Source organism: Mesorhizobium sp. 1B3 (assembly GCF_050958605.1).
Classification (GTDB): Bacteria; Pseudomonadota; Alphaproteobacteria; order Rhizobiales; family Rhizobiaceae.
On the sequence record NZ_JBJHDO010000001.1, the window covers coordinates 796,964 to 810,507 of the forward strand.

Below are 13,544 nucleotides of genomic sequence, written 5' to 3' on the forward strand. Positions count from 1 at the left end.
GGCGGGCTTGGGCAAGCTCGAAGGCAGGACGTGCCTCGTCACCGGAGGCGGGGGGAGCCTTGGCGGAGCCGCGGCACGCCTCTTCGTGGAGCATGGCGCACGCGTCATGCTGGTCGACCGCGACGAGGCGGCTCTGGAACGTATAGCAAGTAGCCTGCCTTTCGGGAGCGTCGAGGCGATGGTGGCCGATGTTTCCGAAGCTGCCGACGCCGCGGCCTATATCGAACGGACAGTGTCGCGCTTTGGCGTCATCGATGTGCTGTTCTCCAATGCAGGCAATTTCGGCACGGTGCGACCGATCGCCGAATATCCCGACGATGTCTTCGACAGCGTGATGGCCGTGCACGTGAAGGGCGCCTTCCTGGCCGCCAAGCATACGGCACCGCATATGAGGAAAGGCGGTTCGATCGTCATCACCTCCAGCGTCGCCGGCATGCGCGGCGACGCTGGCGTTTATGCCTACATAACCGCCAAGCATGCGCAGGTTGGCCTGATGCGCTGCCTTGCGAAGGAACTGGCGCCGCGCGGCATCCGCGTCAACACGATCCATCCAGGGCCGATCGACAACGACTTTCAATCGGCGGTCGAAGAGGGGCTTGGCCAGGCTATCGAACGCGACGGCACGGCCTTCTTCAACGAAATGATCCCCCTCGGGCGTCACGCGACGGCAGAGGAGGTGGCGCGGTCCGTGCTCTATCTCGCCTGCGACGACAGCAGCTTCGTCACCGGCACGACGCTCATGGTCGACGGCGGCATGGGCGCCTGACCGGCGATCAGAAGCGGAGCAACAGGAGCCTGCTCAAATGCATGTCGCCCAAAAGCATGCAGCGGTTTGGGCAAGCGACATGCATAGAACAACAGCTGAAGCATATCGTGCGAATCCCAATCCGCGCGATGGTTTAGCGGAACAGCGTATTCACGAAGTCGGCGCCGATGCCGACCTTGTCGTAATGCGCCCGACACATGGCGATGTAGTTGTGCACGTCGAAATAGCCGTCCGGCTCACCGGCCTCGTCAAGCCAGATCAGCGGGCCTTTGACCTGGAAGAACACCTTCATGGGCTCGTCACTCTCATAGGCGACCAGCGTGTGCCCTTCGCCTGGGGTCTCATATACGAAGTCGCCGGCCGTGGCCGTCCAGTCATGCTCGAGATAACCCCACTTGCCCGAGATCGTATAGGCGAACACCTCATGCGGATGGTAATGGCGATTCACCAGTCCTGCCTTCTTGGCCATCAATATGTCGCACCATTTGTTCTGCGCGGGCGAGATCCAGAGCGGACGCGACGAGACGGTGTCGGTGAAAGGAACGTAGTAGCGTTCGTCGTCGGTCGGAGCATTTTTGGTATAGACCTCCGGCAGCGCGTCGGGCTGGAAGACCTTGGTGATCGGCTTCAGGTCGCGCCAGAATTCGGTCGTCGGTGTCTCGGGCATGGGTTCCTCCGGGGTTCGACTGGATCTTGGAGCGGCGCGGGCATGCGCTTTCCGCTCGTGACAATCTCTTCCATTTGGCTCGCATCTGGACGCCGTTCGAGCCTCAGCCGAACGGCACTCCTTCGCACAGCGTAAGAAACGGTAGGTCAGCCGCGATGCAACGATAATAGACATTTTCTGGCAATAATTGTACTTTTCAGGAATATATTTGCCGGAGTCGAAATTCCTGTGTCCGATCGTGTTGCCGATGCTGGCTCCGCACTCCCCGAGACGGAGGTATCACCGATCAAGAGCGAACTGACGGATGGCGAATGGACGTTTCGCGACGCCCGCCATCGCGGTTTCGTGCTGCAGGCCGGGCGTGGTCGTGCGAAGGTCGCGGACGGGGAAATACCCTTTGTCGCGCCATGCCTGATCTGGCTGCCAGCAGGGGAGGGGACACGGTTGCGCGTCGATGCGGGGTCGCGTGGCATGGCCCTTGCCGTCACGGAAGTGGGGTTGGCTCGCGCGATCCCGGTCGGACCCAATGCGGGCCAGATACGTGCCGCGCTGATGCGGCCTATCATCCAGGCCCGGTTGGACATGCGCAATGCACGGCGCCTGGCAGACACGCTGGAGTCCATTACCGAGGAAGGTTCGAGTAACTGGCCGGGCGCCCAGGAATGTGTGCGACATCACCTTGCCCTGTTCGTCATCGCGGCATGGCGTTTGTCGGGTCCCGTCCTGAGGGAGACGCAACCGCTTCCCCGCACAATCGTACATCGCTTCCTGCATGCGATCGAGCTCCACTTGCGCGATCATTGGACGATAGAGCGTTACGCGGCCGAGGTCGGAGTAACCTCGGACCGCCTCAATGCGACGGTCCGGCGTACCACCGGGCGCTCCCCACTGGCGCTCATCCATGCGCGGCTCATCCTTGAGGCCGACGCCCTGCTCGATGATTCCCGCTTGCAGATATCCGAAATTGCCGAGGAGCTCGGCTTCCACGATCCCGCCTATTTCAGTCGATTCTACAAGCGCCATACCGGCCAGCCGCCCAATCGGCAGCGCCGCGAGATCTTGCGACGGAATGGCCGCCCGGTTGGCTCCTTTGCCGCATGGCCCTAAAATTCAGATCGTCCTCAGCCGGTTGATCGTGCCGGCCGCCTCGACAGTCAGCACCATCCAAAAGCGCCTGCCCTCCGATATAATCTCGCTACGGCCAAAAATTATCAGGATCAGGATCGATTACATGGATTTTAAGCAACTCCCGTTCGATACCGATAGGATGCTTGCCGGGCTCAAGCCTTGGGTCGAATGCGAAAGCCCGACCTTCGACGCTGCCGCGGTCGACCGCATGATGGATCTTGCAGCTTACGACCTTGCTGCGGCAGGCGCCGAGATCGAGCACATCCCTGGCCGCAGGGGGTTCGGCGGCTCGGTACGGGCACGCTTTCCCCACAAGGACTTCGGCAAGCCCGGCATATTGATCTCCGGCCATCTCGACACCGTCCACCCGGTCGGCACGCTGGCGAAGAATCCCTGGCGTATCGAAGGCGGCCGCTGTTATGGCCCGGGCATCCAGGACATGAAGGGTGGCAACTATGTGAGCGTCGAGGCCCTGCGCCAATTGGCGTTGACCGGCTCCGAGACGCCGCTGCCCGTGACGGTGCTTTTCACGCCCGACGAGGAGGTCGGTACGCCTTCGACACGCGAGCTGATCGAGATGGAGGCGCGCAAGAACAAGATCGTTCTTGTACCCGAGCCCGCGCGTCCCGACGGCGGGGCCGTCACCGGCCGCTATGCCATTGCCCGTTTCAATGTGAAGACAACCGGGCGCCCGAGCCATGCCGGATGGGCGCTCAGGGAGGGCCGCTCGGCGATCGCCGCCATGGCGCGCAAGATCCTGGAAATCGAGCGGATGACCGGTGAGGACTGCACGTTTTCCGTCGGTGTCGTTCATGCCGGTCAATGGGTCAATTGCGTCTCCTCGTTTTGCGACGCGGAAGTGCTGTCCATGGCCAAGCGGCAAGCCGACCTCGATGAGGGTGTCAGGCGCATGCTGGCGCTTTCGGGAGAGGAGAACGACGTGGTCGCCGAGGTCACACGAGGCGTCACGCGGCCGGTCTGGGAACCCGATGCCGGCACGATGGCGGTTTACGAGATCGCGAAGCAGATCGCGGGGGAGATCGGCTTCGAGCTCACCCATGCCAGTGCCGGGGGTGGATCCGACGGCAATTTTACCGGCGCACTGGGCATCCCGACGCTCGATTCGATCGGCGTTCGCGGCGCTGGCCTCCACACCCTCAACGAGCATATCGAGATCGACAGCCTCGTGGAGCGGGCGCAACTCGTGGCGGGGCTCCTGATGCGGCTGGCGTAATGCCGGGTGTCGGTGATTAACCGTTCGCGCCCCTCTGTCCTGCCGGACATCTCCCCCACAAGGCTACGAAGTTCACACATTTCACGGAACGTTGGCGGTCTCTGGAACACCCCTCATCCGACCGCGCTTCGCGCGGCCACCTTCTCCCACAAGGGGAGAAGGGGGAGTTTTTGCAGAAGCGCTTCTGCCAGTCGCGAATGCTGGCGATTGGCATTGGCGCTGCGGCCGTCTTGCCTTCTCCCTTGTGGGAGAAGGTGGCCGACAAGCTTGTGACGCGGCTAAGCCGCGGCACAAGCGCCGGAGGTCGGATGAGGGGTGTTCCAGAGACCGCCAACGATACATGAGATGTGTGAATGTCGTAGCCCACAAGGGGGAGATTGGCAGCTTTGATGTCGGCACCCTCTTCATGGCGTCGACGATTGGCAAGAACATGCCTGACAGCCAATCCCCCTTGCGGAGGAGATGCCCGGCAGGGCAGAGGGGGGTGGGGCGGCGCTGGCTTTTCGGAAATTAAGCGCGGAGCGGTCTATCAGCGTCCGCCCTCACTGGCCCGTTGGCGCATCGCCCAGCGGATGCCGGCGGCGATCGCCAGGCCGAGCAGGGGCCACCGCGCCCAGAATTCCCCATGCCAGGAGAGGAGATTGATCCCTATGACCGTGAGTCCGGCCAGCGCCAGCATGGTGATGGTTCGGTCGAAGTGGCTGTTGGCGCGAAGCCATAGTGAGGCGGCTGTCACAGCCAAGACGAAGGCGGGCCATCGTGCCCAGAACTCGCCCTCCCAGGAGAGAAGGTTGATGGCGATGAGGCCCAGCGCGACCACCCCCAGGATACCGAGAGTTCTGTTGCGTGATCCCCATGGCATAGACGCCGGAGGCATGGGCGCGCGCGCCTGGGACGCTTCCTGGACCGGAGGCTGACGACCCCATTGCTGGCTCGGCTGCTCGGGGCGCTCGCTCTGCTCGCCGATGCGCACGGCATAGCTCGGCACGCCCTCCTCGATATTCTTGACAGGAAGTTGCCCTAGGAATTCGAAGCCGACGGCAAGCTTGTTGCGAACCTGGTCATAGACCGTATTCGAGATCACGACCCCACCGGGAGCCGCCGAGGCCTGGAGGCGCGCGGCGATGTTGACGCCGTCGCCATAGATATCGTCGCCCTCGACCATCACGTCGCCGAGATTGATGCCGATGCGGAACATCATGCGCGCCTCGGCGGCACGGTTCGCATTGTAGCCCGCCAATTCGTTCTGCACGTCTATGGCCGCGCGCACCGCCTCGACCACGCTCGGGAACTCCGCGAGCAGGCCGTCGCCCCAGGTATTGATGACCCGTCCGCCATGGGCTTCGATCAGCCGTGCCATGGCGTCCCTGTAGCGCTTGAGCGTGGAAAGGGTACCCTCTTCGTCCGCCTCCATCAGTCTGGAGTAGCCTTGGACGTCGGCGGAAAAAATGGTGGTCAGCTTACGGCGGGTATCGGACATGCCTTGTCGCCCTTACCGGAGGTTCGCGCGATACTAACCCAGGACCGGCACGGGTTGCACCAGTTCTATTCCGCCGGAGAGGGAAAAACGGCTTGAACGCTTTCTTGGATCCCCTCCTTGAAGGGCGCGAACGACACGCGATGCCAACGAGCAATCGGCCCGTGGAGCACGATCGCTTCGCGATGGCGTTCGGTGGCGTAGCCCATATGCGCCTCGAATCCATAACGCTGGTCGGCTAGACCGCAACGTTCCATCATTCGGTCGCGCGTGACCTTCGCGACGATCGAGGCGGCGGCAATGGACTGCGAGCGCTGGTCGCCCTTGACGAGCGCTCGGCCGGGACAGCACAGACCCGGCGGAACGTCGCGCCCGTCGGCGAGTGCGAGCCTGGGCGTCACGCTCAATCCGGCCAGCGCGCGGCGCATCGCTTCAAGGCTTGCTCTCAATATGTTGATGCGGTCGATCCCGGAGGCTGCGATCGACGACAGCGATACGGCAAGGGCCGTCGCCAGGATGTTGTCGAAAAGCTGATCACGCTGAAGCGCCGTCAAACGCTTGGAATCGTCAAGACCATCGGGGATGCGATCGGGATCGAGGATGACGGCGGCCGCCACGACAGGCCCGGCCAGCGGACCGCGCCCGGCCTCGTCGAGACCCGCCACCGGCCATTCGCCGGATGCCAAAGCCCGCCTCTCGATCGAGAAGTCGGGCTTTTCGGCGATTTCGAAAAGAAGCGGAGAATCGGAACGCGGGCGAGCCATAATACGGCGATGCTCGCATCGGCTCCGATTCTCCGCAAGCCCTCCCGGACGTCTTGCGGCGGGTCGGGGAGGGCACCGTCGGCTGGGGAGGGGAGCCAGACGGGACTGCGAATGCGAGTGAAGTCGTCAGAGCAGCATCAGCTGCTCGCCTTCCTTCTTGGGCTTGATGAAGAGATCCGTCCTGAGCGGCGAACGCTCGGCGTTGAGACCAAGCCTGCGCGCGGCGATCTCGAAGCGGCGGCCGATCTGCCATGCATAGGGGCCGCTGCCTTTCATCCGCTTGCCCCACTCTGAATCGTAATCCTTGCCGTCCCGCATGGAGCGGATCAGCGACATGACATGTCGATACTTGTCCGGATAGTGCCGCAGCAGCCAGTCCTTGAAAATCGGGCTCACCTCCAGCGGCAGCCGCAGGATGACGTAACCCGCGCTTCGCGCACCGGCGGCCCGCGCCGCATCGAGGATACGCTCGATCTCCGGATCGTTCAGCCCGGGTATGATCGGTGCGACCATAACGGAAGCAGGGATCCCGGCTTCGCTGAGTTGCTTGATGGCTTCCAGTCGCTTCGTCGGCGTGGATGCGCGCGGCTCCATCGTGCGGGCGAGCATGCGGTCGAGTGTCGTCACCGAGAGCGCGACTTTGCAAAGGCCCTGTTCCGCCATGCGCGACAGGATATCGATATCGCGGGTGACGAGCGCCGACTTGGTGACGATGCCGACGGGGTGCTTGCGTGCTTCGAGGACTTCAAGCACCTCGCGCATGATGCGGTATTGCTTTTCGATCGGTTGATAGGGATCCGTATTGGTGCCGATCGCGATGGTGCGGGGCTGGTATCCGTCCTTGGCAAGCTCGCGCTCGAGCAGCCGCGCGGCGTCGGGCTTGGCGAACAGCTTCGATTCGAAGTCGAGCCCCGGCGAAAGCCCCATATAAGCGTGGGTAGGCCGCGCGAAGCAGTAGACGCAGCCATGCTCACAGCCGCGGTAGGGATTGATTGATCGATCGAAGGAGATGTCGGGCGATTCATTGCGCGTGATGATCGTGCGCGGCTTCTCGACCTGTACTTCCGTCTTGAACGGCGGTAGTTCTTCGATGGAATTCCAGCCGTCGTCGAAGACATCACGGCTGAGCGGCTCGAAGCGGCCCGACGGATTGATCCCCGCCGAGCGGCCACGATTGCGCTCCGGTCTGACGCGGATGCCGCTTTCCTCGATCACTGCATTCGCCATTTCAGCCCTTCCTGTTCCGAAGGCTGCAATGTCAGCGCGGGCGATCTGTTCCACTTTCGCCTTTTCCCACGGCCTTTCGGCGCTCCGTCGAATCGCGATACTCATGAAATTATTCCTATTCGGCAAATGAGAACAAATCAAGAACTTTCAGTTTGCGAACGTTTGCGGTCGAGCTCGTCCATCTGGCTCTGCGCCCGTCTTTCCGCTATTGCGCCGGTATGCTGAGCGTGCTGATCGAAACGAGGAACGACGAGGAAGGGCTGGCGAGGACGCTGGGCTCGCTGGTTTCAGGTGCGGTCGAGGGTGTCGTGCGCGAAGTGATCGTCTGTGATCAGGGTTCGTCAGACCAGACGGATCGAGTGGCGGAACATGCCGGTTGCCATTTTGTCGCGAGCGGCGGCATAGCCGCGGGGATACGCCAGGCGAAAGGCGATTGGCTTCTTTTGATCGAGCCTGGGGCGAAACTCGCCGACGGATGGACAGAAGCCGCGATGGAGCACATGGCGACATCGACTACGGCCGCCCGGTTCTCGAGATCGCGAGGGGCGGGACCATCGTTCCTGTCGCGCCTCTTCCGGCGCGATCGGCCATTGGCCTGTGGCCTGGTGATCACCAAGAGACAAGCAGCGGCATTGGCGAGCAGGGCCCGAGACGCCGGTTCGCTCGCGCGAGGGCTCTCCGCGAAGCGCCTGGAGGGAGAGATATCTGTCGCCCTCCCGAAAAGACGAGGGTAGCCGGTTTCCTTAAGCTGTCTTTTCGCCGCCGCGTTTCAGATGCTCATCGAGCCGCGGCATGATCTCCACGAAATTGCATGGCATATGCCGATAGTCGAGTTGGGCCTTGAGGATACCGTCCCAAGCATCCTTGCAGGCGCCCGGCGATCCGGGCAGCACGAAGACGAAGGTCGCGTTGACGACGCCACCGGTGGCGCGCGACTGGATCGTCGATGTTCCGATCTTGTCGTAAGAGATGCCGTGAAAAACCTGGGAGAAGCCATCCATGCGCTTCTCGAAGATCGGCTCGAGCGCCTCGGGCGTGACGTCGCGACCCGTGAAGCCGGTTCCGCCCGTGGTGATGACCACGTCGATCCCCGGATCCTTGGACCAGGAGAGCACACAGGACCGGATCTCTTCCTTGTCGTCCGGAACGATCCGGCGGTCCGACAGGATATGACCGGCTTCCCTGACGCGATCGGCTAGTGTCTGACCGGACTTGTCGTCGGCAAGGGTACGGGTGTCCGATACTGTCAGCACCGCGATCCTGACTGGAATGAAGGGGCGGACATTCTCAACCATCGAAGCTTTCTCCCGAGGCCGTACTCCTTGTCGCTACCACGAACCAGGACGGCCGTTCCTTATTGATCGCGGCAGCGGCGCGCGAAGCGGCGTCATCGGTTTCGAAGATTCCGAAACATGTAGCACCGGAGCCCGACATTCGCACGAAGGCAGCACCGCTGTCTGCCAGCACGTCGAGCACCGTGCCGATCATTGGTGCTGTGCTCGCTGCCGCCACCTGCAGGTCGTTGCGGGTCGTGCCCAGCCACGAAATCACCGCGCTGAAATCAGGATCCTCGGGAAGCGCCGGAAGCGGCGGGTTTTCGCGCGAAGCCAAGGCGCGGAAGACGGCGGGCGTCGAAACGGCGATACCGGGATTGACGAGAACCATTGCGAGCGCGGGAAACCTCGCCACAGGCTCGATATCGTGGCCGATGCCACGGGCCAGGAGAGGCCTCGCGGCAAGACACATCGGCACGTCCGCGCCCAGTTCTCCGGCGATCCGAAAAATCTGATCTTGGGCCACCGCTCCCCAGAGGCTTGCAAGAGCCGACAAGGTAGCAGCCGCGTCGCTCGAGCCGCCCCCGATACCGGAGGCGACCGGCAGGTTCTTTTCCAGAGCGATAAATACGGGGCCGTCACGGCGCAAAGTGGCGCGCAACAGGTCGCGCGCCCGGGCTACGAGATTGTCGCCGTCGTTTGGCACGGCTCCGGCGAAACGACCGGACAGGGCGACGGAATCGGCGTCGTCCGTGGCAACCGAAATCCGGTCTCCGAAACGGGTGAAGACGACCAGGCTTTCGAGTTCGTGAAAGCCGTCGGCGCGCCGGCCGGTCACATGGAGAGCGAGATTGACCTTGGCGGGCGCGTCCCGCGCGATCGAAGCTGAAACCACGTTGGAGGCGTCAGTCCTTGGCGAGCCTGTATTCGCCGGTCTTGGGATCTTTGACGAGCGTTCCGGTCGCGCCGGTGGCGGCCTGCTTTTCAGCTCGGCGCACCTTGGCCGTGACGCGCTCGGCCTCGCGGAGGAACGAGCGGTAGCCGATATAGGCCAGGATGCCGATCAGAACGAAGAAGATGAACTGTGGCATGTCCGAGCTCCTTCCTTCGCGACCGGCATTGCCGGCCAGCATGCGTCCCAATCAAGTCTAGCCGTCTTCGGGCTCCAGTTCAAAGCCCGAAACGGCCCCACAGCGCGCGGTCTTTTGCCGCTTCGACCACATTGTCCACCAGCGCACCGGCCATGTCGGCCGGCGAAGGGGCGCCGAGAGCGCCGAAAAGACTGAGCCGGCGGCCGAAAAGGCCGCGCGGAGCGCTGATGAGCTTGAGCTGGGTCTTCGGGCCGTAGCGATCCTTCAGGACGGTTCGCATGTCGCCGAGCGCATCGACCAGACCGAGCTCCATACCCTTCTTGCCCGACCAGAACAGGCCGGTGAACAGGTCGGGATCGTCCGAGAGCTTGCCGGCACGGCGCTCCCGGACCATGTCGATGAAGGTGCCGTGCATCTCTTCCATCAGCACCTTCAGCCGCTCGACATCCTCGGGCTTCTCCGGCTGAAAGGGGTCGTTGGTCACCTTGTTCTTGCCGGCCGTATGGACGCGGCGCTCGACGCCGATCTTCTTGATGAGGTCGGTGAAGCCGAAAGTGCCGGAAACCACCCCGATCGATCCGACGATGGAGGAGGGGTCGGCAATGATCTCGTCGCCGGCGAGCGCGATCATGTAGCCGCCGGACGCCGCCACGTCTTCGACGAATACAAGAACGTTTTTGTTCTTCTCCGCCGCGAGGTCGCGGATGCGCTTGTAGATGAGGCGCGACTGCACAGGCGAGCCGCCGGGAGAATTGATGGAAATCGCAACCGCTGGCGCGTCGCCGAAGGAAAACGCCTTCTCGATCAGCCCTGCCGTCGAGGCAAGTGACAGGTTCTGCCGGAACTGGCCGCCGCCGGCCATGATCGATCCCTGCAGGCGGATAACCGGAATGGTTATCGCCTCCGATCGCATGGATTTCGGCAGGAGGCGGTTGAACAGGCGTCTCACAGGGTGGGTTCTCCGATCATTTCTGGCATCGATGTAGGAATTCAGCCGCGTCGCGCAATGCCGTGGCATCTTCCAGGTTCGGTTAATCGGCGAAAAGCGACGCCCGCCCGTTGTTGATTTCATCGGCCCGTGGCGAAAAAAGGTCGTTTCCCGCTTCATGCAGGATCAGTGGCGGGCAGAGCGTGAGCCCGGCCCGGGAGGCTCGAACCGCTCGTATGATAATGCGGATGGCCGCCGTGTCGGCTCGCGCGTGGACGGGCACGACCTCGGCATTGCCGAACCTCCCGACGAGCGCGTCGAGGATCGCCTGAAGCGATTGCGGCCTGGCGATGACGGCAAGCCCGCCGCGCGGCCGGACCACGGCGGCCGCGCTGCGGATCCATTGGCCGAACAGGCCGTCTTCCATGACATGGGCCTGTTGCTTCAGCGTGTCCGGGGTCTTGCGGTCATGACGTGCGTTAAAAGGCGGATTCATGATCGCGTAGTCGAAGGACGAATCCGCCAGGCCGGCCGCCACCCGTTCGCGTCCTGAAAGGGCGACGTCGGCGACGAGCACCGACACGCGATCGGCGAGATGGGCATTGCCGGAATAGGCCAGCGAACGTTCGGCGAAGTCGGCCATTTCCGGCGACCGTTCGACGAGAACGACCTTGGATTGATCGCAGCGCGATGCGACCGCGAGGCCAGCCGCGCCCGCGCCAGCGCCGAAATCCGCCAGACGACCGGAAAAATTCGAGGGAACGGCGGCTGCCAGCATCATGGCGTCCATGCCGGCGCGATGTCCTTTGCCGTCTGGCTGCACCAGCCAGAAATTGCCGCGATGGAAGGCGTCGATCGTGAAGGCGACGGGCATCAGCGACGTCAGGCGCTCCGGATCTCATGGGCGATGCCCGCGTCCGTAAGGATACGCCGTGCCGTCTCGGCATCTTCCTCGTCGATCATGATCCGTCGCGGCAGGATGCCGATCGATCCGTCGAGCACGCTCATATTCTGGTCGGCGACGAAATAGGCGATGCCGGCATCGCGCATCAGCGCTTCCACGAATGAGATGACGACGGCGTCGTTGGTGCGGATGAGCTCGATCATGGGCGCGACAGTCGCAGTTTGTAGCCCCCCTGTAAACGGGAGAGCGAAGCTGCGCCAGATTCGGCTATTGTTTGAAAGATGTCTTCAGGCGGGCGATCTCCTCCGCAGGCCAGTCGGTGACGCCCAGCACCTCGACCCAGGCGTCGATATAGTGCTCGGGTGCATAGACGTGGCCGTATCCCATCGGCGTGGTCGTAGCCATCGCCATGTCGAGCAGGATCTGCAGGAAGGTCACGACCGGATACCATGTCAATTGCGGCGAAACGTCTGGCCCGCGCGGCTCTGCCATCCAGGCCGGCGCGCGATAGAAGGACAAGGGGTCGAAGAAGGTGACCGCATCGCTTGCATATTGAAGAAAGACGATCCGGATCGGGCCCCAGGTAGCGCCCGGAATCGCGAGCGCATTCTCCTGGGCGGTGAAGCGGATGATCGACCCGTCGCGAAAGCGCGGCAGCCAGACCGGCGAACCGGGGTCGCGATCCCTTGTGACCGAACCCCACGTCTTGCTCAGGAACGGCGGGCCGCTCCAGAGGGCGCCCTGGAAGGGATCGCCGATCACATCGAAAAGGTCGGCTGAGATGTCGGAATTCAAGGCGCCGAGGCTCAGCCCGTGCAGATAGAGCTTCGGCCTGCGGTCATGTGGGAGCTGCCTCCAATACCCGTAAACTTCGCGGAAAAGCGCGTGAGCTGCATCGCGGCCATAGTCGGGTTCGACAAGCAGCGAAAGCCAGCTCGTGAGATAGGAGTATTGGAGAGCGACGCTGGCGACATCGCCGTCAAGCAGGTACTCGACGGTGTCCATTGCGGCCGGATCGACCCATCCGGTGCCTGTGGGCGTGATAATGATGAGCACGGAGCGGTCGAAGCCGCCGACGCGCTTCAACTCGTCGAGGGCAAGCCGTGCGCGCTCATCCGCGGTCTCGGCGGAATTCAACCCGGCATAGACGCGGATGGGTTCGAGCGCATCGCGGCCGAGAAAGGTGCCGATGTCCGCTCGGGTCGGGCCGGTCGCCACGAATTGCCGCCCTGCGCGGCCCAGCCCGTTCCAGTCCAACAGCGATGCCGCGCTGCCGGTCTTGCTCGGATCGGCCGGCTGCTTCGTGTCGTCCTCGATCAGGGCATCGAGCTGCTGAAAGGAGGAGTCGGCCATATGAAGGGCGGCGCGGAAAATCACGCCGTCGACGATCGACCAGAACAGAAGCGCGGCAATCACCACGCCGACAAGGTTCGAGACCGGCCTCGGAGCGAAACGGCCAATGTTCCTGGACGAGACCCTGAAAGTGAGCTGAAAGGCGCGTGCCACGACCATGAGCGCGACGAAGACAAGCATTGCTATCAGGCCGACCTTGGTCGGGTGCGCGCTGTCCACAGGCTCGAGTTCCATGAGGAGCCGTATCGAGTTCTGCCACTCCGAGGCCCGCCACAGGAATGCGATCGCGACGACCGCGAAGAGGCCGGTCGCGCCGAGCCTGATGGCCCTGGCCACGCGAGGGCCGGGTTTCGGCAACTGAAGGTAGTTCCAGAGCCAAAGGCCTAAGACGCCGATGCCGTAGCCCGCCGCCAGCGAGCATCCCGAAAGCACCCCCTGCGTCGCAAAGGTTCGCGGCACGAGACTCGGCGTGAGCGAGGCGGCGAAGAACAGGGTACCGGTCAGCAGACCGACGGCGGAAAAGGATTCCCAGAGCCTGCTGAGCCAGCTTTTTTTCATCGGGGCAACCTCTTGGTAGCGGCTGTTTTTCACTACTCATGGGTGAGGGAGATTGACAGGTCGTCACGGCACAGGCAATCGCCGGACGGTCTCCGCCGCGCCAATTCGCCGCTTGCCGCGACTTGCGTTGCCGCTAGAATCATGCCCCTAGGAAGAAGGCGCGCCGGCGCGTC

Annotated in this window: 15 protein-coding genes; 4 read left to right on the forward strand and 11 right to left on the reverse strand. The window is 63.1% G+C overall.

Going from position 1 to position 13,544, the window contains the following annotated elements; translation table 11 throughout:
- The first annotated feature begins 7 nt into the window (after window positions 1-7).
- Window positions 8-766, forward strand: coding sequence for an SDR family NAD(P)-dependent oxidoreductase (locus ACCO56_RS03770; protein WP_433637740.1), 759 nt, complete (start codon window positions 8-10; stop codon window positions 764-766).
- A 133-nt stretch (window positions 767-899) separates the two neighbouring features.
- Here the strand turns inward: ACCO56_RS03770 and ACCO56_RS03775 are convergent, their stop codons facing one another.
- A complete protein-coding gene (locus tag ACCO56_RS03775) occupies window positions 900-1,433 on the reverse strand; it encodes a 2,4'-dihydroxyacetophenone dioxygenase family protein (protein ID WP_433637741.1) in 534 nt (177 codons plus the stop codon).
- 228 nt (window positions 1,434-1,661) lie between these two features.
- Between ACCO56_RS03775 and ACCO56_RS03780 the strand changes: the two genes are divergently transcribed.
- Window positions 1,662-2,540 carry a helix-turn-helix domain-containing protein gene (locus ACCO56_RS03780; protein WP_433637743.1) on the forward strand — a complete coding sequence of 293 codons (879 nt, stop codon included), beginning with the start codon at window positions 1,662-1,664 and terminating at the stop codon, window positions 2,538-2,540.
- Window positions 2,541-2,664: 124 nt separating this feature from the next.
- Complete coding sequence (locus tag ACCO56_RS03785; RefSeq protein WP_433637745.1) at window positions 2,665-3,795, forward strand: M20/M25/M40 family metallo-hydrolase; 1,131 nt, start codon at window positions 2,665-2,667, stop codon at window positions 3,793-3,795.
- 529 nt (window positions 3,796-4,324) lie between these two features.
- Here the strand turns inward: ACCO56_RS03785 and ACCO56_RS03790 are convergent.
- From ACCO56_RS03790 to ACCO56_RS03800, 3 genes are all read right to left on the reverse strand, one after another.
- Window positions 4,325-5,275: an adenylate/guanylate cyclase domain-containing protein gene (locus ACCO56_RS03790; protein ID WP_433637747.1), complete on the reverse strand. Its 951-nt coding sequence runs from the start codon at window positions 5,273-5,275 to the stop codon at window positions 4,325-4,327.
- Window positions 5,276-5,340: 65 nt separating this feature from the next.
- Window positions 5,341-6,036: a ribonuclease HII gene (locus tag ACCO56_RS03795; protein WP_433637749.1), complete on the reverse strand. Its 696-nt coding sequence runs from the start codon at window positions 6,034-6,036 to the stop codon at window positions 5,341-5,343.
- Window positions 6,037-6,162: 126 nt separating this feature from the next.
- Window positions 6,163-7,317 carry a PA0069 family radical SAM protein gene (locus ACCO56_RS03800; RefSeq protein ID WP_433638328.1) on the reverse strand — a complete coding sequence of 385 codons (1,155 nt, stop codon included), beginning with the start codon at window positions 7,315-7,317 and terminating at the stop codon, window positions 6,163-6,165.
- A gap of 164 nt (window positions 7,318-7,481) precedes the next feature.
- On the opposite strand from ACCO56_RS03800, the gene ACCO56_RS03805 reads away from it, so the two are divergent.
- Window positions 7,482-7,997 (forward strand): glycosyltransferase, encoded by a 516-nt coding sequence (locus ACCO56_RS03805; protein WP_433638330.1) that lies wholly within the window; start codon window positions 7,482-7,484, stop codon window positions 7,995-7,997.
- A 9-nt stretch (window positions 7,998-8,006) separates the two neighbouring features.
- Here ACCO56_RS03805 and moaB read toward each other — a convergent pair whose 3' ends face one another.
- From moaB to ACCO56_RS03840, 7 genes are all read right to left on the reverse strand, one after another.
- Complete coding sequence (gene moaB, locus ACCO56_RS03810; protein ID WP_433637750.1) at window positions 8,007-8,558, reverse strand: molybdenum cofactor biosynthesis protein B; 552 nt, start codon at window positions 8,556-8,558, stop codon at window positions 8,007-8,009.
- Window positions 8,551-9,432 carry a 4-(cytidine 5'-diphospho)-2-C-methyl-D-erythritol kinase gene (locus ACCO56_RS03815; RefSeq protein ID WP_433637752.1) on the reverse strand — a complete coding sequence of 294 codons (882 nt, stop codon included), beginning with the start codon at window positions 9,430-9,432 and terminating at the stop codon, window positions 8,551-8,553. The genes moaB and ACCO56_RS03815 overlap by 8 nt, the downstream gene beginning before the upstream one ends.
- A gap of 10 nt (window positions 9,433-9,442) precedes the next feature.
- Window positions 9,443-9,628, reverse strand: a complete 186-nt coding sequence (locus ACCO56_RS03820; protein ID WP_433637754.1) for a hypothetical protein — start codon at window positions 9,626-9,628, stop codon at window positions 9,443-9,445.
- Between the two features lie 79 nt (window positions 9,629-9,707).
- A complete protein-coding gene (locus ACCO56_RS03825; RefSeq protein ID WP_433637756.1) occupies window positions 9,708-10,577 on the reverse strand; it encodes a S49 family peptidase in 870 nt (289 codons plus the stop codon).
- A gap of 82 nt (window positions 10,578-10,659) precedes the next feature.
- Window positions 10,660-11,430, reverse strand: coding sequence for a tRNA1(Val) (adenine(37)-N6)-methyltransferase (locus ACCO56_RS03830; RefSeq protein ID WP_433637757.1), 771 nt, complete (start codon window positions 11,428-11,430; stop codon window positions 10,660-10,662).
- A gap of 8 nt (window positions 11,431-11,438) precedes the next feature.
- The gene (locus tag ACCO56_RS03835) at window positions 11,439-11,663 is read right to left on the reverse strand and encodes a DUF2007 domain-containing protein (protein ID WP_433637759.1); all 225 of its coding nucleotides are present in this window, start codon (window positions 11,661-11,663) and stop codon (window positions 11,439-11,441) included.
- A gap of 64 nt (window positions 11,664-11,727) precedes the next feature.
- Complete coding sequence (locus ACCO56_RS03840) at window positions 11,728-13,371, reverse strand: alpha/beta hydrolase (protein ID WP_433637760.1); 1,644 nt, start codon at window positions 13,369-13,371, stop codon at window positions 11,728-11,730.
- Between the last annotated feature and the right edge of the window lie 173 nt (window positions 13,372-13,544).